Origin of the sequence: Flagellimonas marina (assembly GCF_042651185.1) — a bacterium.
In the GTDB taxonomy this organism is placed as follows: Bacteria; Bacteroidota; Bacteroidia; order Flavobacteriales; family Flavobacteriaceae; genus Flagellimonas; species Flagellimonas marina.
Map to the genome: position 1 here is coordinate 434,626 of NZ_JBHSCL010000002.1, position 23,904 is coordinate 458,529.

The 23,904-nt window shown below is 43.8% G+C and carries 19 protein-coding genes and 1 tRNA gene; 9 read left to right on the forward strand and 11 right to left on the reverse strand.

All coding sequences use genetic code 11. The annotated features are described in order from the left end of the window. Window positions 1-130 precede the first annotated feature (130 nt). From ACFOWS_RS02110 to ACFOWS_RS02120, 3 genes are read left to right on the forward strand one after another with little or no spacing between them, the layout of a single operon-like run. Window positions 131-3,151, forward strand: coding sequence for a DNA polymerase III subunit alpha (locus ACFOWS_RS02110; RefSeq protein WP_379762279.1), 3,021 nt, complete (start codon window positions 131-133; stop codon window positions 3,149-3,151). 49 nt (window positions 3,152-3,200) lie between these two features. Then, a complete protein-coding gene (locus ACFOWS_RS02115; protein ID WP_379762281.1) occupies window positions 3,201-4,202 on the forward strand; it encodes a 2-hydroxyacid dehydrogenase in 1,002 nt (333 codons plus the stop codon). Between the two features lie 16 nt (window positions 4,203-4,218). Next, entirely contained in the window at window positions 4,219-6,516 is a 2,298-nt protein-coding gene (locus ACFOWS_RS02120; protein ID WP_379762282.1) for an FdhF/YdeP family oxidoreductase, read from the forward strand. A 1-nt stretch (window position 6,517) separates the two neighbouring features. On the opposite strand, the gene ACFOWS_RS02125 is transcribed toward ACFOWS_RS02120, so the two are convergent. The 6 genes from ACFOWS_RS02125 to ACFOWS_RS02150 all read right to left on the reverse strand — a co-directional run bounded on the left by ACFOWS_RS02125 (window position 6,518) and on the right by ACFOWS_RS02150 (window position 11,550). Further along, window positions 6,518-7,696, reverse strand: coding sequence for an acyl-CoA dehydrogenase family protein (locus tag ACFOWS_RS02125; RefSeq protein ID WP_366586915.1), 1,179 nt, complete (start codon window positions 7,694-7,696; stop codon window positions 6,518-6,520). Window positions 7,697-7,752: 56 nt separating this feature from the next. Next, window positions 7,753-8,466 (reverse strand): tRNA1(Val) (adenine(37)-N6)-methyltransferase, encoded by a 714-nt coding sequence (locus tag ACFOWS_RS02130; RefSeq protein ID WP_379762283.1) that lies wholly within the window; start codon window positions 8,464-8,466, stop codon window positions 7,753-7,755. 35 nt (window positions 8,467-8,501) lie between these two features. Then, on the reverse strand, window positions 8,502-8,849 hold the full coding sequence (locus tag ACFOWS_RS02135; RefSeq protein WP_379762284.1) for a four helix bundle protein: 348 nt from the start codon (window positions 8,847-8,849) through the stop codon (window positions 8,502-8,504). A gap of 93 nt (window positions 8,850-8,942) precedes the next feature. Further along, on the reverse strand, window positions 8,943-10,373 hold the full coding sequence (locus tag ACFOWS_RS02140; protein WP_379762285.1) for a sulfatase family protein: 1,431 nt from the start codon (window positions 10,371-10,373) through the stop codon (window positions 8,943-8,945). 47 nt (window positions 10,374-10,420) lie between these two features. After that, a complete protein-coding gene (gene rimM, locus ACFOWS_RS02145) occupies window positions 10,421-10,951 on the reverse strand; it encodes a ribosome maturation factor RimM (protein WP_379762287.1) in 531 nt (176 codons plus the stop codon). 11 nt (window positions 10,952-10,962) lie between these two features. Next, window positions 10,963-11,550 carry a 30S ribosomal protein S16 gene (locus ACFOWS_RS02150; RefSeq protein WP_379762288.1) on the reverse strand — a complete coding sequence of 196 codons (588 nt, stop codon included), beginning with the start codon at window positions 11,548-11,550 and terminating at the stop codon, window positions 10,963-10,965. 264 nt (window positions 11,551-11,814) lie between these two features. Here ACFOWS_RS02150 and ACFOWS_RS02155 point away from each other — a divergent pair, with 264 nt between their 5' ends. The 6 genes from ACFOWS_RS02155 (at window position 11,815) to ACFOWS_RS02180 (ending at window position 19,241) form a co-directional block, all read left to right on the forward strand. After that, entirely contained in the window at window positions 11,815-12,270 is a 456-nt protein-coding gene (locus tag ACFOWS_RS02155; protein WP_379762290.1) for a ferritin-like domain-containing protein, read from the forward strand. 140 nt (window positions 12,271-12,410) lie between these two features. Beyond that, entirely contained in the window at window positions 12,411-16,796 is a 4,386-nt protein-coding gene (gene dnaE, locus ACFOWS_RS02160) for a DNA polymerase III subunit alpha (protein ID WP_379762292.1), read from the forward strand. 103 nt (window positions 16,797-16,899) lie between these two features. Continuing rightward, entirely contained in the window at window positions 16,900-17,217 is a 318-nt protein-coding gene (gene trxA / locus ACFOWS_RS02165) for a thioredoxin (protein ID WP_036382186.1), read from the forward strand. Window positions 17,218-17,290: 73 nt separating this feature from the next. Beyond that, window positions 17,291-18,220: a DUF58 domain-containing protein gene (locus tag ACFOWS_RS02170; RefSeq protein ID WP_379762294.1), complete on the forward strand. Its 930-nt coding sequence runs from the start codon at window positions 17,291-17,293 to the stop codon at window positions 18,218-18,220. 126 nt (window positions 18,221-18,346) lie between these two features. Continuing rightward, window positions 18,347-18,420, forward strand: a tRNA-Asp gene (locus ACFOWS_RS02175). A gap of 254 nt (window positions 18,421-18,674) precedes the next feature. Next, window positions 18,675-19,241 (forward strand): Arm DNA-binding domain-containing protein, encoded by a 567-nt coding sequence (locus ACFOWS_RS02180; protein ID WP_379762295.1) that lies wholly within the window; start codon window positions 18,675-18,677, stop codon window positions 19,239-19,241. Window positions 19,242-19,243: 2 nt separating this feature from the next. On the opposite strand, the gene istB is transcribed toward ACFOWS_RS02180, so the two are convergent. The 5 genes from istB to ACFOWS_RS02205 form a co-directional block, all read right to left on the reverse strand. Beyond that, complete coding sequence (gene istB / locus ACFOWS_RS02185; RefSeq protein ID WP_379762296.1) at window positions 19,244-19,975, reverse strand: IS21-like element helper ATPase IstB; 732 nt, start codon at window positions 19,973-19,975, stop codon at window positions 19,244-19,246. A 20-nt stretch (window positions 19,976-19,995) separates the two neighbouring features. Further along, window positions 19,996-21,540 (reverse strand): IS21 family transposase, encoded by a 1,545-nt coding sequence (istA, locus tag ACFOWS_RS02190; protein ID WP_379762297.1) that lies wholly within the window; start codon window positions 21,538-21,540, stop codon window positions 19,996-19,998. Between the two features lie 512 nt (window positions 21,541-22,052). Then, the gene (locus ACFOWS_RS02195; RefSeq protein ID WP_379762298.1) at window positions 22,053-22,889 is read right to left on the reverse strand and encodes a DUF5777 family beta-barrel protein; all 837 of its coding nucleotides are present in this window, start codon (window positions 22,887-22,889) and stop codon (window positions 22,053-22,055) included. A gap of 40 nt (window positions 22,890-22,929) precedes the next feature. Further along, a complete protein-coding gene (locus tag ACFOWS_RS02200; RefSeq protein ID WP_379762299.1) occupies window positions 22,930-23,478 on the reverse strand; it encodes a YceI family protein in 549 nt (182 codons plus the stop codon). Beyond that, window positions 23,475-23,882, reverse strand: a complete 408-nt coding sequence (locus ACFOWS_RS02205; protein ID WP_379762300.1) for an OB-fold protein — start codon at window positions 23,880-23,882, stop codon at window positions 23,475-23,477. The genes ACFOWS_RS02200 and ACFOWS_RS02205 overlap by 4 nt, the downstream gene beginning before the upstream one ends. Between the last annotated feature and the right edge of the window lie 22 nt (window positions 23,883-23,904).

Consider the following 23,904-nt stretch of genomic DNA (forward strand, 5'->3'; position numbering starts at 1 on the left):
ATGAACAATAACCAAATGTCACCTCGAGCGCAGTCGAGAGGTGTTTTTTATAAATCGGTCTCACATCTCGACTGCGCTCGATATGACAGCTCGACCTTATGATTGAACATTGATAATTGATAACTGACAATTGTATTTAAACTGCCACACATATTACAGTTTACGGTTCGGGACTTTCTCGGAGGTGGAGCTATTGGAATTGGCACAACAGAGTCATGTAACCCAACTGGTGCTTACGGACATCAATAATACCTCAGCGGGATTGAATTTTGTTCGAAAGGCGCCCGAATTTGGCATCAAACCCATTTTGGGCGTCGATTTTAGGAATGGAGTGCTCCCTTGCTTTATCGGCATTGCCCAAAACAACGAGGGCTATCTGGAACTAAACCGCTTTTTGTCGCAACATCTGCATGAAGGAACAAAGATTCCCAACCGGGCCCCGGCCTTTAAAAATGCGTTTGTGGTATATCCGTTTGAACAGGTCTTGCTCAACGAACTGGATAATTTTAAGGAGCATGAGTTTGTGGGAATCTCCATCAAGGACTTGCGCAGGCTTCCTTTTTCCAAATTGGCGTCGCTCACCCATAAATTGGTGGTACAGCAACCTGTCACATTTCGGAACAAACAGGATTTTAACGCCCACCGATTGCTCCGGGCTATCGACAACAACATACTGCTGAGTAAACTTCCAAAGGAAGAGGAGGCCAACGAGGATGAAAAAATGTATCCCATCCAAAATTTGGCGGCCGCTTTCTCCGAATTTTCCTTTATTCTGAAAAACACCGAAAAACTACTTAACAAGTGCAGTATCCATTTCGATTTTTCAAAGGGAAGAAAACCCCAAAACCTTAAAACCTATTTGGGAAGTGTGGAAGAAGATGAACAGCTCTTGGAGAAACTCTGTACCGAGGGGCTTCCGTATCGGTATGAAGAAGTGAGTGATTCCATTAAGACCCGATTGGAAAAAGAACTACAGCTCATCAAAAAAATGGGATTTGTTTCCTATTTTTTAATCAATTGGGATATTGTTTCCCAAGCACGCCGAAGAGGATTTTATTATGTTGGTCGAGGCAGCGGAGCCAATAGCATTGTAGCCTATTTGCTTCGCATCACCGATGTGGACCCCATGGAGCTCGACCTCTATTTTGAGCGTTTCATTAACCTCTATCGAGCCAATCCACCCGATTTTGATATCGATTTTTCGTGGAAGGATCGCCCTGCCATGACCGAATATATTTTCAAACGTTTTGAACACGTGGCCCTGCTCGGCACCTACGTTACTTTTAAGGAACGGGGGGTTATTCGCGAGTTGGGAAAAGTTTTTGGGCTCCCACCCCATGAGATTGATTTTCTTTCTGAAGGTCGCTACAATTACGATGAACTGGACAGCATTTCCAAATTGGTGCTTAAATACGGATTGCTCTTGAAAGGCAAACCCAATTATTTGAGCATTCATGCTGGAGGCATCCTTATCAGTGAAAAACCATTACATTGGTTTTCGGCCACTCATCTGCCCCCAAAAGGCTTTGCCACCACCCAGTACGATATGGTCATCGCCGAAGATGTTGGGCTGTACAAATTTGATATTTTGGGTCAGCGCGGGCTGGGAAAAATCAAAGAAGCCCTGGAAATTGTCGCATACAACCAGCCCGAAAAATATGGCGACATCGACATTCATAATATAAAAGGGTTTAAAAAAGACCCTGTGATCAATAACCTGATCAAGACCGCACAATGCATGGGTTGTTTTTACGTGGAATCACCTGCTATGCGCATGCTACTCAAAAAATTGGAGGTGGATAATTACTTGGGATTGGTGGCGGCAAGTTCCATCATTCGGCCCGGCGTAGCCAAAAGTGGGATGATGCGGGAATACATCCTTCGTCACCGGCATAAGGGAAGGGCCGAGGAAAAAGCCCATCCTGTAATGCTAAACATTATGCCAGACACCTACGGCGTTATGGTCTATCAGGAAGATGTCATTAAAGTCGCCCACCATTTTGCAGATTTGGATTTGGGTGAGGCCGATGTCCTCCGCAGAGGCATGAGTGGTAAGTTCCGCTCGCGGGAAGAGTTTCAAAAAGTGAAGGACAAGTTCATTTCCAACTGCAGAAAAAAGGGCTATTCGGACACCCTCATTTTTGAGGTATGGAACCAAGTGGCCAGCTTTGCTGGTTATGCTTTTGCCAAGGGGCATTCCGCTTCCTACGCTGTGGAGAGTTATCAAAGTCTGTTCTTGAGAGCTTATTATCCTTTGGAGTATTCCGTGGCAGTGCTCAACAACGGTGGAGGGTTCTATCGCTCCGAATTTTACATTCACGATGCCCGCATGATGGGTGCCAGCATCCATCCGCCCTGCGTGAACAAAAGCATGGTCGTTAACCGCATTTATGGAAAGCACATTTATTTGGGAATGATGTACCTCCGTGATCTGGAGAGTAGAGTGATGGAACGCATCCTAAAAGAACGACACAAAAACGGAGCATTTACTTCGTTGGAAGATTTTCTGGACCGTGTCCTTATTTCAATGGAGCAATTGGCGATTCTTATCCGGATTGATGCCTTCCGCTTTACCGAAATCAACAAACATGAACTCCTTTGGAAAGCCCACCTGATGTTGTCCAAAAATGACCGATTGGAGCATCCAAAACTATTTCCACCCCGTCACCAGGGATTTCAAATTCCAAAATTGCAAACCACTGACTTAGAAGCGGCCTTTGATCAATTGGAACTCTTGGGTTTTTGTTTGTGCAGTCCTTTTGACCTATTGGCCGAAACTCCCAAAAACACCAATGGACAGAAAGACTTGCACCGTTACCTCAACAAGCATATTGATATCTATGGGTATCTGGTCACCGTGAAAAATACATCCACCCATAACGGAAAACGCATGCATTTTGCCACGCTGGTAGACCAACACGGCGAAGTGTTCGATACAGTGCTCTTCCCTCCTGTTGCCGCCAAATATTATTTTAGGGGCAAGGGCATCTATCGGTTCTATGGCAAGGTGGTGGAAGAGTTTGGCTTCCTGAGCATTGAGGTCATTAAAATGCAAAAAGAAAACTACATCCCCGACCCTAGATATACCGATATGAAAACCAGCAAAAAGTTATTGCAATCGCATAAAAAAGACCAACCAAAAGAGATTTAATTATTTTAATAGTCCAATGTTTCCAGTATTTTTAGAGGAAATATGCAACATGTCAAAAAAAATCCTATTCACACGGATATACCCTAAAATAGCCCAAACCCAGTTACAAGAGGCAGGCTTTAAGGTAACCCTAAGAGAAACGGACACTCCTTTTGATCATAAAGAGCTAATTGAAAAATCCAAGGAACATGATGCTATTCTGTGTACGTTAACCGATAAAATAGATGATACCTTCTTGAACGAATGCAGCCACATGGATATTATTTCACAATTTGCCGTGGGCTATGACAACATCAATGTTGAAAAAGCCACTGAACTAGGCATTCCTATAGGCCATACTCCGGAAGCTTTGAACGAAGCCACCGCAGATATCGCATTTGGATTACTGTTGGCTACTTCACGAAAAATGTTCCATCAACACAAAAAGATTATCCATGGCAAATGGGGCTCCTTTACACCAACAGGCGATTTAGGAATAGAAATCAAGAACAAAACACTGGGAATTTTTGGTCTGGGTCGAATTGGCATGGAGATGGCCAAATTATGTAAAGCAGCCTATAACATGAACGTGATTTACCACAACAGAAGCCGCAATAAACACGCAGAGAAGACACTGGATGCAACCTATGTACCCTTTGAAGAACTATTGACACAAAGTGATGTTATCTCTTTGCATTGTAACCTTAATGAAGGTACAAGAGAAATTTTCAACAAAGATGCTTTCCAAAAAATGAAATCGAGAGCAATTTTCATCAATACGGCCCGAGGACCGGTACACAACGAATCTGATTTGATAAATGCGTTGCAAACAGGTGAAATCTGGGGCGCTGGACTAGATGTGACCAACCCGGAGCCCATGAATCCCAACAATGAGCTATTGCAAATGCCAAACGTTTGTGTGTTGCCCCATATTGGTTCGGGAACAGAAGAAACCCGCGATGAAATGGCCCGAATGGCGGCAAACAACATTATAGAGTTTTATAAAAACGGTACGGTACCCAACGTGGTCAATCCAGAGGCCATCATGAACAAAACCACTACTTTAAAATGAGACCTTAAAACGTTGTATGAGAAAATTCAAGAGAAACATATCCCTTACCGGAGACCTCAAATTCATCGGAATTCGTTTAAAAGAACCTATGCAGACCGCTGCTGGCCTTTTGGGGGTAAAAGAAGCCCTTCGGCATAGTTTTAAGGAAATGGGGATAGTGCGTTCCATGAAAAGTTTGTTGGAAATGAACCAAGAAGATGGTTTTCGATGTCCCAGTTGCGCGTGGCCAGTTCCCGAGCATCCATCCAAAATTGCAGAATATTGTGAAAACGGGGCCAAAGCCTTGGCCGATGAGGCTACCACACAACATATTGGTGAGGATTTTTTCAGTAAGCATTCCGTGGAAGAATTGTCACAACTCAGTGATTACGAATTGAACAAACTGGGCCGGGTCATAGAACCAATGGTCCTTAGACCAGGAAAGGTACATTATGAACCCATTGCTTGGCAAGATGCTTATGATTTAATTTCCAATGAACTGCATCAACTCAAAGACCCCAACGAGGCCATCTTTTATACCTCGGGCCGGTCCAGCAACGAAGCTGCCTTTCTCTACGGCATGTTTGCCCGTGCTTTTGGCACCAACAATATGCCCGACTGCTCCAATATGTGCCATGAATCATCTGGAGTGGCCCTTTCCGAGACTTTGGGCATAGGCAAGGGTTCAGTAAAACTAGATGATTTGTACGGGGCTGAAGTTATTTTGGTGGTGGGACAAAACCCGGGGACCAACCATCCAAGAATGCTTTCAGCTCTGGAAAAATGCAAAAAGAACGGTGGAAAGATTATCAGCATCAACCCCTTGGCCGAAACCGGCATGGTTCGTTTTAAAAACCCGCAAAATGTATCTGATATGCTGGGCAGTGGCCGGGCCATTGCCGACCTACATCTTCCCGTTCGGGTCAATGAGGATATTGCATTGACTAAACTCATCTTAAAAAAACTGGTCGCACTAGATGCCAAAAATTCCAATGTCCTTGATCATGAATTTATTGTGGAATATGTTGATGGTTACGATGAACTATTAAAGGATTTGGAACGGTACAACCTAGAAACGTTACAACGACGAACTGGGGTTTCCATGCGGAAAATTGACAAGGCTGTTCAGTTATTGGCTGAAAACTCCAAAATTGTGATTTGCTGGGCCATGGGCCTCACCCAACACAAAAATGCAGTGGAATGCATTCAGGAATATGTGAACATTCTTTTGCTGAAAGGTGCCATTGGAAAACCTTTTGCAGGCACTTGCCCCGTTAGAGGCCACAGCAATGTGCAGGGAGATCGCTCCGTGGGCATCATGCATTTTGTGAACAAGGGCCTGAACCATAAAATTCAAAAGCACCTCAACTTTGACCCACCTACGGAACCCGGTTATGATACCGTGGAAGCCATTGAGGCGATGCACGAGAAAAAAGCCAAGGTTTTTGTTTGCTTGGGCGGAAATTTTTTGATGGCTGCTTCGGACACACAATATACCGCAGAGGCCATTCAAAATTGTGATTTAACGGTCCAAATCAGTACCAAATTGAATCGAAGTCATTTGGTAACTGGAAAAACAGCATTGTTGCTTCCCACCTTTGGTCGTTCTGAAAAAGATGAAAAAAATGGGGAACTCCAATTTTTAACGATGGAAAGCAGCACGGGAAAAGTGCGTCAAAGTAAAGGCTTGTTACAGCCTGCATCCGAACAGATTAAAAGTGAACCGGAAATCATTGCCATGCTGGCCCACACGTATTTTAGGGGCAATCATTCCATGAATTGGTATGCTTTGGGCCAAGATTACAATCTCATCCGAAGTTATATTGACAAAACCGTCAAAGGGTTTGATAAGACCAGCGAACGTTCCAAAGGATTTGGCTATTATTTGCCCAACAACGTGCGAGAGCGGGATTTTAGAATGCTTCCCAATGGCAGGGCACAATTGACGCTTAATTCCCTACCCGACCATAACTTGAAACCAGATGAGCTGCTGCTAATGACGATTCGTTCCCACGACCAGTTCAACACCACTATTTATGGATTAAATGACCGTTATCGCGGAATCCATAATGAACGCCGAGTGGTATTTATGAATAAGGAAGACATGTTACAACATGGCTTGAACAAACAGGATGTTGTGAATCTACACAGTGAGTACGATGGCATCCAACGCACGGCAGAACAATTTTTGGTGATTCCCTATGACATTCCCAAAGGGAATATGGCGGCCTATTTTCCGGAAACCAATCTACTGGTCCCTCACAATCATTTTGCAGATAAGAGTCAGACCCCCATCAGCAAATCCATAAAAGTGACGGTAGAAAAAGTTTCTTAAACTATTTAAAAGCTGGAATCCCAGTAATATCCGCCCCTGTGATCAGCAAGTGGATATCATGGGTACCTTCGTAGGTGATCACACTTTCCAGGTTCATCATGTGGCGCATAATGCTGTACTCGCCAGTAATGCCCATTCCACCCAACACTTGGCGCGCTTCACGAGCAATTTTTAAGGCCATATCAACATTATTCCTTTTGGCCATTGAGATTTGGGCCGTGGTGGCTTTTCCTTCATTTTTTAACTGCCCTAAACGGAAAGCCAACAATTGCGCCTTCGTTATTTCGGTAATCATTTCGGCTAATTTCTTTTGTTGAAGCTGGTAAGCAGCGATGGGTTTTCCAAACTGAATACGCTCTTTGGCATAGCGTAGCGCAGTATCATAACAATCCATGGCAGCGCCAATAGCTCCCCATGCAATGCCGTAACGGGCCGAATCCAAACAACCCAGTGGCGCACCCAATCCACTTTTATTGGGCAATAAATTTTCTTTGGGCACTTTTACATTGTCAAAAATCAACTCTCCTGTAGCCGAAGCTCGCAATGACCATTTGTTGTGTGTCTCTGGGGTAGAAAATCCTTCCATGCCACGCTCCACTATCAAACCATGAATTCTACCTTCTTCATTTTTGGCCCAAACAACAGCTACATCGGCAAATGGTGAGTTGGAAATCCAGAGTTTGGCTCCATTTAGAATATAATGATCGCCTGCATCCCTAAACTTGGTTTCCATGCCCCCTGGATTGGAACCGTGATTGGGCTCCGTTAACCCAAAACAGCCCATCCACTCCCCTGTGGCCAACTTGGGCAGGTATTTTTTTCGTTGCTCTTCGGTACCATAGGCAAAAATGGGATACATTACCAAAGAAGATTGCACCGATGCCGTAGAACGCACACCACTATCCCCGCGCTCGATTTCCTGCATGATCAGTCCGTAACTGATTTGGTCCAAGCCGGCACCTCCATATTCCTCTGGAATATAGGGGCCAAAAGCGCCAATTTCTGCCAATCCACCAATGATTTGCTTAGGAAATTCTGCTTTTTGCGCATATTCCTCAATGATGGGTGAAATATCGCGCTTTACCCACTGACGGGCCGCATCACGGACCAGCTTATGCTCATCGGATAATAAATCATCAAGATTATAATAGTCTGGGGCTTCAAACAAATCGGGTTTCATGCAGAAAAATTTTGAGTAAATATAATGACGAAATATAACATTACATCTTGGTATTGTTACATTTTTAAATAAAAATCTTGGGTCAGTTCAATATAATCCTGGGTAAATTGATGCCGCTCTTTCTCGATGACCAATACTTTGATGATTGGTTCAACTTTGGAAAACTTAAATTCCAACAAACTTCGTTTTATTTCCGAGGCCGGATTGCCTTTCACCCTAGTAATTCGATTGGGATACAAGCCAGATTTGGCAGCAAGCTGGATGAAATTGAATTCCTCTTTATTTGGAATAATCACAGCGAAAATCCCGTTTTCATTCAGAAGTGTTGACACCCCTTCCACTAACTCCTCAAAAGGAAGGGAACTATTTTGTCTTGCCTGATCACGAGAAACATCCCCACTGGAAACAGCTTCGGCATAGAACGGCGGATTGGAAACAATCAGGTCATATTTTTCATCCATTTCATCCACAAACTCATCAAAACCGGCATGGTAACAGAACAGTCGGTCTGCCCAAGGCGAAGCCTCAAAATTGGTCACACATTGCTCATATGCAGATTCGTCTAGTTCAATGGCATCAATAAGTTCAGCATTTGACCTTTGGGCCAATTGCAGTGCAATCAATCCAGTTCCTGCACCAATATCTAAAACGGCATTGGGTTGGCTTTCGAGGGATACCCATGCTCCCAACAAAACTCCATCCGTACCTACTTTCATGGCGCACTGATCTTGGTGAATGGTGAACTGCTTAAAACGAAAGGTGTTTTTCACAAATGTCAATGATTAAATTCCAAATTCCAAAACAACTATTGAATCTTATAAATGATGGCAGACAAAATTTTTCGCAACTCATCAGCTTCGCAGATCAACTTTTCTAAGTCTCTTTCAAAACTTTTATTATGATCTTTTAGGAGTCGCAACCAATACTTGGCTTCCTTGGCTTCTTTTCTAGCAATCTTCAATCGGAAAATCAAATCCTTGTCTCCTAACTTTTCGTTCGCCTCTATATAATTTGCTCCAACAGAACCGGAAGAACGCACCAATTGTTTTCCATCCTGAATATTCGAAATAGTCTTAGGAAGTTCTTTTATTAGTGAGCGACAGGATTTTGCAAACAAATAGGTTCTCTCTTCCAAATCATACACTTTTTCCATTAATTTTTGGAATTTGTTATTTGGAGGTTGAGGATTAAATCAAATATAAACCAACAAGTTCAATTCAATCAAAGAAGATAAGGTTGAATTATTTTACTCATCCAATCTTCCCGGTTCTCTTGTTTCCGTACCCTCAATGCCCAAAAGTGAATCGCCCAAACGTTGCCTCATGGTATTGGCATATACTTTTATTTGGGCCACTACATCAGGATTTTCCTCAGCAACATTTTTTGTCTCGCTAACGTCGTTCACCAAGTCATACAATTCAATTTCTTCCAAATCCACCATTCGATACTGGCCAGGCTTTCCATCTTTACCCGGTTCTTGACCATCCATGGTTCGGTAGGTATGTGGAAAATACAACTTCCATTTTCCGAAGCGGACCCCAAAGAGTTCGTTTACCCGATAATAAAAAAAGTAAGCGTCTTGGACGGGGGTGGTACGCTCACCTGTGAGAATGCTCCATACGCTTTTCCCATCGATGGTGGTTTCCGGCAATTCCGAATCGGTAATCTCTGCAATAGTAGGCAAAATATCGATGGCCATCATCGGCACATCAATGACACCTCCTGCCTTGAGTTTTTTAGGGTATTTAATGATGCAGGGCTCACGCTGCCCCCCTTCCCATGCGGTACCTTTTCCTTCTCGAAGGGGCAGGGCGCTTCCGGCATGATTTCCATATGATAACCATGGACCATTATCCGAAGTAAAAATAACCATGGTGTTTTCTTCCAGTCCATTATCTTTTAGCGCTTGCATGATTTGTCCGACCGACCAATCAATCTCCATAATCACATCGCCGTACAATCCCCGCTCCGATTTTCCCTTGAATTTATCCGATACAAACAAGGGTACATGGGGTTGCGGGTGGGGCACGTACAAAAAGAAAGGATTGTCCTTGTTTCTTTGGATGAAATCCACGCTACGCTCTGTGATTTGGGTGGTCAATTGGGATTGTTCAGTCAACGTATCAATCACCGTTTCATTTTCATACATCGGTAAATCTGGAAAATTAAAAATAGTTCCCTGTTGGGGGTGGTTGGGCCACATGTCATTGGAATACGGAATACCAAACCATTCGTCAAACCCATGCCGTGTCGGCAAAAATTTATCGTGATGTCCCAAATGCCATTTCCCATAAATGGCGGTTGCGTATCCCTTTTCCTTCAACATTTCGGCTATGGTGGTTTCAGAGGCATTGATGCCATGGGTATTGTCTGGCCCCAAAGCATTGTGAATACCAATGCGGTTGGGATAGCAACCTGTTAAAATTCCAGCTCTTGAAGCCGAACATACCGCTTGTGCGGCATAATAACTGATCAATTTTAGACCATCGGATGCCATTTGGTCCAGATGGGGCGTTTTAATATTGGGCGAACCAAATACGCCCACATCTTGATAGCCCTGGTCATCCGTAAAAATGAGCACAATGTTTGGTGGGCGGTCGGGATTAACGGGTTCGGATTTCTTTTCACCACAAGAAATCAAGCTAATAGTTAATAGAAAAAAGAGAGAGATGCGCATAGGACAACCTAAATATTTTCCCTAAATATAGGTTTTAAAATACTATGCTAGGAATTAAGGTAGAGGTCCACCAAGCCTTCGGGGGTTTTTACATGGATGGTCTTGTTTTTACGGTCCACCTTTGTGATGATATCGTCGCTAACTGGAATTAAAAGTTCTTTTCCATCTTTTTTAACCTCAAAAAGGTCTTGCGAGGCACTATCGTTGACGGATTGTATGATTCCAATATCCCCATGCACCTCATCCATGATGGTAAACCCAATTACTTCGTGAAAGTAAAATTTGTCCCCACTCAATTTGGGCAATAGGGAAAGGGGTAGGTACAATTCGGAACCGATGATTTTATCCGCGGAGGCTTCATCCTTCACCTCCTCAAAATCTATACGCAGCAATGCGGATTTATGGAGTCGGCAGCGGTCAATAAAAAATGGAACCAGATTGTTTCCCAATGAAACAAAAACTGATTCCATGTTTTCGTAGATTTCGGGTTCGTCGGTGTCCAATTTCACCAACACCTCACCCTTAAAACTGTATTTTGATACGACTTTGCCCAGGTAGAAGCAATCTTCCTTGCGCATTGTCTGTACTCTTACTCTTCTTCTTTTGAAGCTTCTTCAGCGGCAGGAGCCTCTTCGGCTTCGGCTACCGTTTCCTCAGCAGGAGCTTCTTCAGTAGCAGCGGCTTCGGCGGATTCCTCTGCAGGAGCTTCTTCAGCTACTTCTTCCTCAACAGGAGCGGCGGCGGCGATTCTTTTTTCGTTGGCTTCTTTCTCAGCTTCCAAGGCTTTGGCTCTGGCTTCTGCATCTGCTTTGCTCAAACCATCTTTTTTGGCTTGGATAGCAGCTTCTTTTTCATCCAACCAAGCTTTAAATTTCTCCTCAACTTGCTCTTCGGTAAGAGCGCCTTTGGCAACTCCACCCATTAGATGGTGTTTCAACAAAACTCCCTTGTAGGAAAGAATAGCTCTTGCTGTATCTGTAGGTTGCGCACCATTTTGCATCCATCTAACGGAACTGTCCACATCCAATTCAATGGTGGCAGGGTTTGTGTTGGGATTGTAGATTCCCAATTTCTCCAAAAATTTACCGTCTCTTTTTGCTCTGGAATCTGCGGCAACCACCCAATAAAATGGCTTACCTTTTTTACCGTGTCTTTGAAGTCTAATTCTAACTGGCATATCACATTAATTTGTAGGGTGCCCGACCCTGATTATTAATTCTTTGTTTCGCTTTTTGTTTTAGCGGGTGCAAATATACATTTATTTGTTTATTGCACAGCTATCAACAAACAAAAAAGTTAAACCAATTTAACAAAAGTCGCCAATCCCGTTAAACTCATACTAAACCCTCGTAAACATTTGGAATTGCGTCGATTACCTGTATCTTATAGATAGACGTTGTCGAAAGTCGACAGCCAATAACCTAAAAATGATGATGAAACTATGAAGTATACCGTAGAAATGTCGAACAAATTAAACGAACTATTAGAAAGAACCTACGACGCTGAAAAAGGTTTTACACAAGCAGCAGAAAAGGTAGATAACAAAACCATTAAAGAATTTTTCAAAAAAAGTGCAGACCAGCGCTATAATTTTGGAAAAGAATTGAAGGCGGAAATTCTTTCTTTTGGACAAGCGCCCGATAAAGGCGGAAGTACCAAAGGAACCTTACACCGCTCTTGGATTGACTTTAAAGCATTATTTTCTTCAAATACCGAAGAAGCTATGCTAGAGGAAGTGCACAGAGGTGAGAAAGAAGCCATTGCTACTTACAACGATATTTTGCAGGATAAGGATTTTGTACTGCCACCTTCTACCGAGAGCATGTTAATGCGTCACAGAAACGCAATCAGGAAAACCTTGGAGACCGCTAACATTTTTGAAGCCGCGATATCCTAAAAAGAAGGTTCTAAACAAAACAAGAAAAGTCGGGAAATTCCCGGCTTTTTTTAGTTGATAAGTCTTTACAACTCCATTTTTCCAACACGGGCTTCTTCTGTATTTTTATCCATTGCATTTTTTGACCCACAATTGAATCTATGTACTTAATCTTTGATACGGAAACCACTGGACTTCCCAAGCGATGGGATGCTCCCATTACCGATACGGACAACTGGCCAAGATGTGTTCAGATAGCTTGGCAATTGCATGATGAACTCGGTAATTTGGTGGAACAAAAAGATTTTTTGGTACGTCCAGAAGGGTTCAATGTGCCTTATGAAGCTGAACAAATCCACGGTATTTCCACAGCTTTGGCAGAACAAGAAGGAGAATCCCTGGAAAATGTCTTGTATGCGTTTAAAAGTGCGTTGGAACGCACCAAGTTTGTGGTCGGTCAAAATGTAGGGTTCGATGTGAATATTATGGGTTGTGAATTCCATCGAAAAGGCATTGAAAATTCTTTGGAGGAACTTCCCGTGCTTGACACCTGTACGGAACATACGGCAGAACTTTGTAAAATTCCCGGAGGGCGTGGTGGAAAATTCAAACTTCCCACCCTCACCGAACTGCACGAATTCTTATTTGGCGAAACCTTTGCCGAAGCACACAATGCCACCGCGGATGTGGAGGCGACCACCCGTTGTTTCTTGGAACTGGTTCGAAAAAAACAGTTTACCAAAGAGCAACTGGATGTACAACCGGATTATTTTGAACGCTTTACAGAAGCCAATCCGCAAGAAATCCAGCTAATCGGTTTAAAGCACATCAATCTCAAAGAAGCATCCAAGAAGATTGCCGATGCGCTTTGGACCCAAGACACGGAAGAAATCTCAGAAAAAGAGATTCAAGAAAATATTGAGACGCTAGAGGATGCTCCTTTTGCGCATTTGCACAACCATTCTCAATTTTCGGTACTGCAGTCCACCATCAACATCAAGGATTTGGTAAAGGCCACGGCCCAAAATGGCATGCCAGCCGTTGCGTTGACCGACCACGCCAACATGATGGGTGCCTTTCACTTTGTGAAAGAGGTCATGAACCACAATAAATCGGTCAAGGAAAAAAATGCCGAGCTAGAAGAAAAAGGAGAGCAACCCACCGAAAAAGAAATTATCCCCATCGTTGGCTGTGAATTTTTCGTCTGTGAGGATCATACCAATAAAAATGTAAAAGACTACGGCCATCAAATTGTATTGTTGGCCAAAAACAAAAACGGGTACCGCAACTTGGCCAAAATGTCATCCATTGCCTATACCAATGGGTTCTACTACGTGCCCCGTATCGACAAAAAAGTGGTGGAGCAATACAAAGAAGATGTCATCGCCTTAACTGGGAACCTATATGGTGAAGTGCCCAGCAAAATTTTGAACGTTGGCGAAAAACAGGCCGAAGAAGCCCTTTTGTGGTGGAAAGAGCAGTTTGGGGATGACCTTTACATAGAAATGATGCGCCACGGTCAAGAGGATGAAGACCGGGTAAATCAGGTGTTGCTACAAATGGCCAAGGACCATGATGTTAAGTTGGTCGCCACCAATAACACCTATTATTGTGATAAAAAAGATGCTGAGGCCCACGACATTCTGCTCTGTGTAAAAGATGGGGAGAAGCAAGCCACACCCATAGGTCGAGGTCGGGGGTACCGATATGGATTACCCAACCAAGAATATTACTTTAAGTCTTCGGATGAGATGAAGGAACTCTTTAAAGATGTTCCCGAAGCCATTCTCAACATCAAGGAAATCATCGACAAAATTGAGCCGTATGATCTCGCCAGTGATATTCTCCTGCCCAAGTTTACCATTCCCGATGAATTCAAGGTCAAGGAAGATGACGAAGATGGGGGCAAACGTGGTGAGAATGCCTATTTGCGACACATTACTTACGAAGGGGCCAAAAAACGTTACGGCGAAATCACCCCTGAGATTAGCGAACGAATAGATTTTGAGTTGGAGACCATCAAAAACTCGGGCTACCCTGGGTATTTTTTGATTGTTGAGGATTTTATCCGTGAAGCCCGAAACATGGACGTTTCTGTTGGTCCCGGTCGGGGTTCGGCGGCTGGTTCTGTGGTGGCCTACTGTTTGGGCATTACCAACATTGACCCGCTGAAATACGATCTTCTTTTTGAGCGTTTCCTGAATCCGGATAGGGTATCCATGCCCGATATTGATATTGACTTTGATGACGAAGGTCGAAGTAGGGTTATGGATTACGTAATCAATAAATATGGAGCCAATCAGGTAGCACAGATCATTACGTACGGTACCATGGCGGCCAAATCCTCTATCCGAGATACAGCCCGGGTACTGGATTTGCCGTTGAGTGATGCTGACCGTATAGCCAAGCTCATCCCCAATATGTCCAAACTGAACAAGATTTTTGGGGTCGATGAAGCTGATTTGCGAAAAAAATTCCGTTCCGACGAATTGGAAAAAGTCAATGAACTGCTGAACATCTCCGAAGGAGATGACCTCGAAGGGCAGACCGTAAAAATGGCCCGGGTTTTGGAAGGCTCTTTACGAAACACGGGGATCCACGCTTGTGGTGTCATCATCACTCCAGATGATATCACCAACTTTGTCCCCGTATCGGTCGCTAAAGATTCTGATCTATATGTGACCCAGTTTGACAATTCCGTGGTGGAAAGTGCCGGGCTCCTAAAGATGGATTTCCTAGGATTAAAGACCCTGACCCTCATCAAGGATACCGTGAAAATTGTCAAGGCCCGAACCGGAATAGATTTGGTGCCCGATGATTTTCCATTGGATGATGAAAAAACCTATGAGCTTTTCCAACGTGGGGATACGGTAGGGATATTCCAGTACGAATCGCCCGGGATGCAAAAGCACATGAAAAACCTGAAACCTACGGTTTTTGATGACCTCATCGCAATGAATGCGCTGTACCGTCCGGGACCGATGGAATACATCCCCAGCTTTATTGCTCGGAAACACGGCGAGGAGGAAATCACCTATGACCTACCAGATATGGAGGAATACCTTCAGGAAACCTATGGGATTACGGTCTATCAAGAGCAGGTGATGTTGCTTTCCCAGAAATTGGCCGGGTTCTCCAAAGGTGATGCGGATGTGCTACGAAAAGCGATGGGGAAAAAGATTTTTGCCCTCCTTCAAAAATTGAAACCTCAGTTCTTGGATGGTGGTGAAAAGAATGGACATCCCAGAGATGTGCTAGAGAAAATCTGGAAGGACTGGGAAGCTTTTGCATCCTATGCCTTCAACAAAAGTCACTCCACTTGTTACGCCTATATAGCTTACCAGACCGCCTATTTAAAGGCCCACTACCCTGCCGAATATATGGCGGCTGTGCTCTCCAACAATATGAACGACATTAAACAGGTGACGTTTTTTATGGAGGAATGCAAGCGCATGGGCTTGGAAGTACTTGGTCCAGACGTCAATGAATCGTACTACAAGTTTGCGGTGAACAAGGACAATGCGGTGCGTTTTGGCATGGGAGCGATTAAAGGCGTTGGTCGGTCTGCGGTGGAGACCATTGTGGAAAACCGAAAGAAGGACGGTCCGTACAAATCCGTTTTTGATTTGGCCAAACGGGTGGATTTACGAGCTGCCAACAAAAAAGCATTTGAGAATCTGGCCCTCGCTGGAGGTTTCGACTCGTTTACCGATACGCATCGTGCCCAATATTTTCATCATGATGGAGATGATATCACCTTTTTGGAAAAGGCCATTAAATACGGAGCGAAGTTTCAGGAAAATGAAAATTCATCCCAAGTAAGTCTCTTTGGAGATGCCAGTGAAGTGCAGATTCCAGAGCCTATTGTTCCACCTTGCGAGGATTGGGGCACCATGGAGAAACTCCGCCGTGAAAAAGAAGTAGTGGGGATTTATATTTCAGGGCATCCTTTGGATGATTTCAAAAAAGAGATCACTGCGTTCTGCAATACCAGTGTTTCGGCCTTTACAGATTTGGAACCCTACGTGAACCGGGAGCTTTCAGTTGCAGGCGTCATTACCGATGTGCAGCATCGCATTTCCAAAAATGGAAAAGGATGGGGGCTCTTTACCCTGGAAGACTACACCGATTCCCATGAATTCCGAATTTTTGGAGAGGAATACCTCAAATTCCGACATTTCTTGATGATCAATTCCTTTGTGTATGTCAAAGCTTTTGTACGCGAGGGTTGGGTCAATCGAGAAACCGGAAAAAAGGGAGAACCCCGATTACAGTTCAACGATTTTAAGCAGCTTCAGGATGTGATGGATGCCTACGCCCGAAAACTGACCATAAAACTCGATGTAGCTCGTTTGCAAGAGCAACGTATTCAGACTTTAAAAGATACATTACGCTCATACAAAGGAGAGCATCCGCTCAATTTTGTGGTGTATGAGATGGAGGATGAGATAAAGCTCAAGCTCTCCAGCCGAAAACAGAAGGTGAAAATCAGTAGTGAATTATTATCGGCTTTGGAAGCAAATGAAATCCATTACAAGCTAAATTAACCCATATAATTAAAATTAATAGCGCAATAACTAAAACGAATGTCCTGTGCGTAAGGTACATGGGCAATATTTGACTAACTTTGCGAATATTAAAATAAATAAGATGGCACTAGAAATAACAGATGCAACTTTTGACGAAGTAGTTTTAAAAAGCGACAAGCCCGTCGTAGTAGATTTTTGGGCCGCATGGTGCGGACCCTGTAGAATGGTTGGTCCGATCATTGAGGAAGTAAGCCAAGAATACGAAGGAAAAGCCGTGGTAGGAAAAGTAGATGTTGATGCAAATCAGCAGTTTGCCGCTAAATATGGTGTACGTAACATTCCTACCGTATTGGTCTTTAAAAATGGCGAGATTGTAAACCGTCAAGTAGGTGTATCTCCCAAAAAAGTTTATACCGATGCAATAGAGGCTGCTCTATAACATCGTTTGAATACCGATTTTAAAAAAGGTTTGGCAATCGCCAAACCTTTTTTGTTTTATCTTGAAGCCTTGAATGGATATTCGGTCAGAACTTCATAAAGCGCAACTTTTCCAGAATCTGGAGCTATTGGCCAATCAGATTGTGGAAGGTTTTATCAGTGGTATCCATAAAAGTCCGTTCCATGGGTTTTCCGCTGAATTTGCAGAGCATAAAATTTACAATCCCGGGGAAAGTACCAAACACATCGATTGGAAACTGTATGCTAAAACGGACCGATTGTACACAAAACGTTATGAGGACGAGACCAACTTACGGTGTCACATGATTTTGGACAATTCGGCTTCCATGTACTATCCCGAGGTGAAAAACCTGTCCATTGACAACCTCAACAAAATTGGATTTGGCGTTTTGTCCATTGCCGCTTTGATGCAAATCCTAAAAAAACAGCGAGATGCGGTGGGATTGAGCATTTATTCGGATACATACAATTTTTATTCAAGTGAAAAGAATAGCGAGCGTCATTTTCAGATGTTGTACTCCAAACTGAATGAGGTCTCGGAAACCAAAAGCACATCACAGACCACAAAGACGTATACCTTTTTACATCAAATTGCCGAAAAAATTCATCGTCGGAGTTTGATTTTTCTGTTTTCGGACATGTTCCAAACTGAAACAGAAGAAGCAAAACTTTTTGATGCCCTACGTCATTTAAAATACAACAAACATGCGGTGGTTCTTTTTCATCTGCTGGATGAGAAACATGAGCTTGGCTTTGAGTTTGAAAACACTCCTAAGCGTTATGTGGATGTAGAGACTGGCGAACATATTGATTTATATGCAGACAACATTAAAAAAGCCTACTCCAAAAAAGTGAAGGAATATAAAGAGAGTTTACAGTTAAAATGTGCCCAATACCGAATTAAATATGTAGGTGTAGACGTGCGGCAAAATTTCTCACAAGTGCTGAATACATTTATGATTGAACGGCAGAAATTTGTTTAGCCATTTATTTTAAAAAATGTTTTGCCGAATCCGAAATGAGAATGTATATTTGCACTCGCTTTAAAAAAGCAAATGAACAAGATTTGAATCTGGCTGTTGCCAGAGTCTGGTAAAGATAAAATCATTGGTCTGGTAGTTCAGTTGGTTAGAATACCTGCCTGTCACGCAGGGGGTCGCGGGTTCGAGTCCCGTCCAGACCGCTTGGAATATTTCCAAATTTATGCAAAAGCCTGTAAATGAAATGTTTACAGGCTTTTTTTTATTTCCATTGGCACCAAAAAATAGCAAAAAACACCATATAAAAGGTGAGCAATTCGGTGCGTATTTCATCTTCAAAAATATGCTCACCGCCATCGCTATAATTAGCTGTTTTGCAATTTATTGCAAGGATTTGTTAACATTTATTTAAGACCTCTTTTTGTACCTTCAAAGTGTTAAAACAAAACCTTTTGCCATGTTCTCTACGATCAACGTCATTTTTTACCCTAAAAAAAGAAAATCCAGTAGTAATAAATTAGTGCCCATCTATGCCCGTATCACATTGGACAGCAAGCGTGCAGAGTTCAGTACGGGCAAACAAGTCGACCCTTTAAAGTGGGATACCAACACTGGTCGATTGCGCGGGAAAACCCCAAAAATACTGGTACTGAACCGATTTTTTGACACATTGAAAAACAAGTGTGTAACCATCTATGACGAGTTGGTTCGCAACGAAGAATATGTGGATGCTGAAACCGTAAAGAACGTCTTTTTGGGAAAGGGCCAGAAACAGTACCTGATCTTGGAAATATTCCAAGATCACAATGATGAAATGGAAAGTTTGGTAGGCAAGGAATATTCTGCAGGAACACTTCAACGGTATAAAGCTGCCAAATCACATATCTCCGATTACATAGTACACAAGTACCAAAAAAAGGATTTACCGCTTAAAATGGATAGGGCGGTCAATGTATACCACCTGCGGCGGATGAAAGTGAGCAGTGCAAATCAAGTGCACGAGATCGACTCATTTTGGTGTTGAAGTTAACGTTTATTTTTAATTTTTTTCCTCATTGATTCCCCTTTTATGTCCACCCTGTGAGCCGAATGCACCAGCCGGTCAAGGATGGCGTCAGCGATCGTTTTTTCACCGATGACATCGTGCCATGCCTCCACGGGCAGTTGTGAGGCTATAATGGTGGACCTTTTGCCGTGCCTGTCCTCTATGATCTCCATCAATGAGTGCCTGTTGATGTTGTCCAATGGTTTTAGGCCAAAGTCATCCAGTATGAGCAGGTCCTGTTTTTCAAGCTTTCCGATGAATTTTAGATAGGACCCGTCCGCCTTTGAGGTTTTGAGCAGGGTGAAGAGCTTGGCTGTGTTGAAGTACATGGTCCTGTATCCCATTGAGCAGGCCTGGTGCCCGATGGCCGAGGCCAGATAGCTCTTGCCGACCCCGGTGCTCCCGGTAATGAGCATATTTTCACCCTTGCGTATAAATCCACAGGAGGCGTAGCGTTGTATCCTGTTCCTGTCGATGTTCCTTCCGGGGCCGTAATCGATGGCCTCGATAACGGCACCGTACCTGAATCTTGCGGCCTTTGTCAGGCGCTCGATCTTGCGGTTGTGCCTATCGTCCCATTCGGACTGTACCAGATAGGCCACCAGTTCATCGTTGGTATAGTTCATGCTCTCTGGCGAGAGGCTGGTTCCAAAGGCCCTGAGCATCCCGTGGAGCCTGAGCTGTTTCATCTGTTCCAATGTCTTTGTGTTCATCTTGTCTGTTTTAATGTTTGTCATTTATAGTAGTTTCCTCCCCTGATGTTATCGTGGTCCGGGACCTCGGAGGTATCCTCCGGGTCGTCCTCCAGGGTGTCCCACCCTTTTTTCAGAATCCGCTCCACCATGCTGTAATTATAGGCCCCATAGTCCGATGCCCGTCTGCAGGCATTGTCGAGCCGTTGGTTGCCGACCTTCTTGGCCAGGTGCAGTATGCCCATGCAGGACTTATAGGATTGCTCCGGATGTTGCTTCTTGTCGAGTATCCCGATGATATACCCCTTGCAGTTCTCTCCGATGTGCGCGGCCCAGGAGATGAACTTCTCACTGCTCCATTCGCTGACGAACCTGTGGTGGGAGGGCATATGTTCCGCTGCGGTGGTATAGCCGTAGCGTTGCCGCTTCCTTTCATGGACGGCCAAACGTTCGTGCCTGTGGTATATCTCCACGAAGCTGTCCGTGTAGACGATCTTCACCTGCTTGCCGATGTGCCTGTAGGGAACACTGTAGTAGTGCCTGTCCCTGCCAAGATAGATATGGCTGTTCTTGTGGACCGTGCCCTTTGCATAAGACCTTATCTCATATCTTTTTAGGGGAAGGGGGCCGAGCTCCGGCACTTCCACTTCCCTGAACAGGGAACCCCGTGAGTATTCCCTTCCCCTGAAGGAAACATTGTTGTGCGCCTTTAGCAGTTCCAGGATGGCCCTGTTGATCTCGCCCACACTGTGGAAGGTACTGTTGCGCAAGGGGGCGAACACCCTGGTGTAGACAATTCGCACCGCGTTCTCCACGATGGCCTTGTCCCTTGGCCTGTAGGCCCTTGTGGGCAGCACGGCGGTCTCGTAATGCTCCGCAAAATCGGCAAAGGTCTCGTTGACCTTCGGCTCATAGCGGCTGCTCTTGGTGACGGCGGACTTCAGGTTGTCGGTCACTAGGGCACGGGGGACACCGCCATAGAACCACAGTGCGTTCTCGGTACATCGCATGAAGTCCGACAGTTTTTGGCTCCGACAGGCCTCCACGTAGGTATACTGGCTGCTGCCCAGTACGCACAGGTATACCTCAAGCTCTTGGATCTCACCCGTATACTTGTCCGTTATGTGGAGTTTTTTGCCCGTAAAATCGATGAAGAGCTTGTCGCCCGCCTTGTGGGTGAAGTGCATCACAGGGGAGGTCTCCTTGGTCCATTCACGGTACCAGTACCTGAACTGTGAGAGCTTGAACCCGTCGGGATGCTTCGCATAATACTCCTCCCACAGCAACTGGCGGGTGACTCCCGTTTTGCGGAGCTCCCTGTCAAAATAGGGGAAGTACCGTTCAAGGGTCCTGAGTTGTTCGCTCTTTGGCTTTTGGTCGGCCTTGAAGAGCCTTTGTATCTCCTCAAGGGTCATCTCCGAGACCTCGTAGGGCGTCAACCTGTAACGCTTGAAGAACTCGATGTACTTGGCCACCGTGTTGCGGGAGATGCCCAGTTCCTTGCTGATGCGTCGCTTGCTGGCCCCCTCGCCGTACAATTTGTAAATCCTTTTTGCCTTGCGCATATCTATCTGTTTGTTCGCCATGGTCTTTTTTAAAAAGAAACCATCGCAACACTCAAATAGAATCGATCTTTTTAGTGGCTCACTTTCATCCGCCCCACTATGCTCACTTTGGTCCGCCGCCGGTGGCTCAGTTTGACCCGCCGAAGGTGGTATACTATGCCCGTTTTTTGCACTACATACCACACCAAAGATTTTATACCATAGTTTTTAAACCAGAATGGTATGTGCAATTCCTCGAACAATTGAAATATCGTGGATAAAATTTGGGAAAGTGACTTAGTGCAATGGAATTAATTCATACCGGTAGCTTACATCGAAGTTTATGAGAAATTAATGGGCTGTATGCCAAATCCTAACAATCAGAAAATAGTAAAGTTTGCCGACTGGTTTTTAATGACAAAAAACATTACCCACCTAGTTGGATTCACAATGTTAGCCGCATTTTAATCAGAAACGGTTCCTAAAAATGTGCATCGAACATATAGGCAGTACTCAAAAAAGAAGCTCCGTTTTTTCAACCCAGTGGGGAATCATTATTTATTCAGTTTGTTCTTAAAATGTATGACATAAGTGGCATTAAAACCAAAGTTTAAGTTGGGGTTTCTAAAATTGAAGTTATTTCGTGTCCCCGTGATAAATGAATCCTCGACCATAAAGAAGGAGTTGGTCAACATAAATTGAAGCATTAGATCTCCCAGCTCCCAATTTACACCAAGAGCGACCGGGGCGAAAGTCTGTGTACTTTCCACGGCATTGAACACATGATAGTATTCCGATACTATACTCAAATGCCCCCCCAATTTATACCGCGCGCCAGCACCAAGTGCAAAAATGAGTTCAGGGTCATCGTCAGTCAATCCTAAACTGCGGTTGACCAAGGTCGGGGATACTTGCAAGGAAAAATTCTTCGAAATCCGTCTTGAAATCAACATTTGGGACGTAAAGGAGAGTCTATCCGGAAAATCATCGGCAATGGCCTGATTGGCAATCGGACTACTATCATAACTGGCATTTTGAAAGAGCGTTACAGTGAAAGGCCAGCCCCCACCCTTTTGTTGAAGGGCAATTCTATATTTCAAAAAACTGTCAAAAAGTCCATCAAATGTTGTGGCCCCCATTCCAAACGTAAGCCGGTCAGAAAGTGAATATTCAAGTGCAAACCGTGTACTCATTCTATCCGCAACAAAACTTTGGGACCGGTCCGATGGCAAATTCCAAAATCGGTTTGCTACAAAAACTTCAAGAACATTCTTGGGCCTTACCTCAGTTGAATGTCCAAATGCGATTCGGGTCATCTTAAAGGTAGCGGGAACGTATTGGGCGTCTTGGCTTTCATCATCCAAAATAGATAACAAATCTTGTGCGTGCATGCTATGTAGACCACAAAACGCAACTAACAGGATTACCAGATTAATTTTCGACATATGGCTCATGTTCAATGTTAAAATCTACAGTAATTGTCTTGGCTATATTACCTGCCAACAAAGGAGGAATATTGATATTATACGATTCAACCAAAGTTTCAAAAGATCCTGAAAGGATCAAATAATCCCCTTTTGGTTCAATTTTCGTTTTGATTTCCAACTGCTCCGAGACGCCGTGCATCGTAAAAACCCCTTTTATGATTCTCACCTGTGGTTCATCTGCATTGGGTACAAAGTCCAAGATTTCCCCTTCAAAGGTAGCCTTCGGGTAAATATCAGTTTCGATATAACTTTCATTGAAATGCTCTCGCATCAAAGCCTTTTCAAAAACAAAGGCACTCATGAGCATGCTTACGGCTATCTTGGAATTAGTTAAGTCTATGATACTGGAGACTTGATTATTTTGGGCTTTAATGTTTTCAACTGAAGTATATGAAAAAAAAGACACCTGACCCTGCCTTCCAATAATCTTTTGAGCATTGTTTGTCTGGACGCACAGCATTCCCACAAACAAAAGAAGTAACAATCTGTTCATTTTTTGTCAGGGTTTTCAAGAACACAATTCAATAAGACCGCATCATTGAGATACCCCTTTAAAACGCCTTTTATGATAACTGTATCTCCTGGTGTAAAATCTTTGCCCTGTTCGTCGAAAGAATGGTTCATTTCACAAATAATGTAGTGGTTCTGGTTAGAATTTCCTTTGATTAAAAAGTTGATATGGTCATTTCTTGTATTAGTTTCCACCAAGGTCCCTTTAACCGATAAAATCTTCTCCCTATTAAAATTTTCATTGTTCTCAAGAGCTGAAATCAACTCATCGGCGCTTAGTTGGGCCACTGATTCCAATGTCGAAATATCATCTCTAAGTATATCCCCGCAGCTATTTAGACTAAAAGTCGAAAATAGCAAGGCTATAATGTATTTTAAGTTCGACATGGCGCACAAAATTAGACAATTC

Coding starts and splice junctions, on each gene's coding strand:
- ACFOWS_RS02115 (WP_379762281.1), top strand. CDS start 3,201: ATGTCAAAAAAAATCCTATTCACACGGATATACCCTAAAATAGCCCAA.
- ACFOWS_RS02120 (WP_379762282.1), top strand. CDS start 4,219: ATGAGAAAATTCAAGAGAAACATATCCCTTACCGGAGACCTCAAATTC.
- ACFOWS_RS02125 (WP_366586915.1), bottom strand. CDS start 7,696: ATGAAACCCGATTTGTTTGAAGCCCCAGACTATTATAATCTTGATGAT.
- ACFOWS_RS02135 (WP_379762284.1), bottom strand. CDS start 8,849: ATGGAAAAAGTGTATGATTTGGAAGAGAGAACCTATTTGTTTGCAAAA.
- ACFOWS_RS02140 (WP_379762285.1), bottom strand. CDS start 10,373: ATGCGCATCTCTCTCTTTTTTCTATTAACTATTAGCTTGATTTCTTGT.
- rimM (WP_379762287.1), bottom strand. CDS start 10,951: ATGCGCAAGGAAGATTGCTTCTACCTGGGCAAAGTCGTATCAAAATAC.
- ACFOWS_RS02150 (WP_379762288.1), bottom strand. CDS start 11,550: ATGCCAGTTAGAATTAGACTTCAAAGACACGGTAAAAAAGGTAAGCCA.
- ACFOWS_RS02155 (WP_379762290.1), top strand. CDS start 11,815: ATGAAGTATACCGTAGAAATGTCGAACAAATTAAACGAACTATTAGAA.
- dnaE (WP_379762292.1), top strand. CDS start 12,411: ATGTACTTAATCTTTGATACGGAAACCACTGGACTTCCCAAGCGATGG.
- trxA (WP_036382186.1), top strand. CDS start 16,900: ATGGCACTAGAAATAACAGATGCAACTTTTGACGAAGTAGTTTTAAAA.
- ACFOWS_RS02170 (WP_379762294.1), top strand. CDS start 17,291: ATGGATATTCGGTCAGAACTTCATAAAGCGCAACTTTTCCAGAATCTG.
- ACFOWS_RS02180 (WP_379762295.1), top strand. CDS start 18,675: ATGTTCTCTACGATCAACGTCATTTTTTACCCTAAAAAAAGAAAATCC.
- istB (WP_379762296.1), bottom strand. CDS start 19,975: ATGAACACAAAGACATTGGAACAGATGAAACAGCTCAGGCTCCACGGG.
- istA (WP_379762297.1), bottom strand. CDS start 21,540: ATGGCGAACAAACAGATAGATATGCGCAAGGCAAAAAGGATTTACAAA.
- ACFOWS_RS02195 (WP_379762298.1), bottom strand. CDS start 22,889: ATGCACGCACAAGATTTGTTATCTATTTTGGATGATGAAAGCCAAGAC.
- ACFOWS_RS02200 (WP_379762299.1), bottom strand. CDS start 23,478: ATGAACAGATTGTTACTTCTTTTGTTTGTGGGAATGCTGTGCGTCCAG.
- ACFOWS_RS02205 (WP_379762300.1), bottom strand. CDS start 23,882: ATGTCGAACTTAAAATACATTATAGCCTTGCTATTTTCGACTTTTAGT.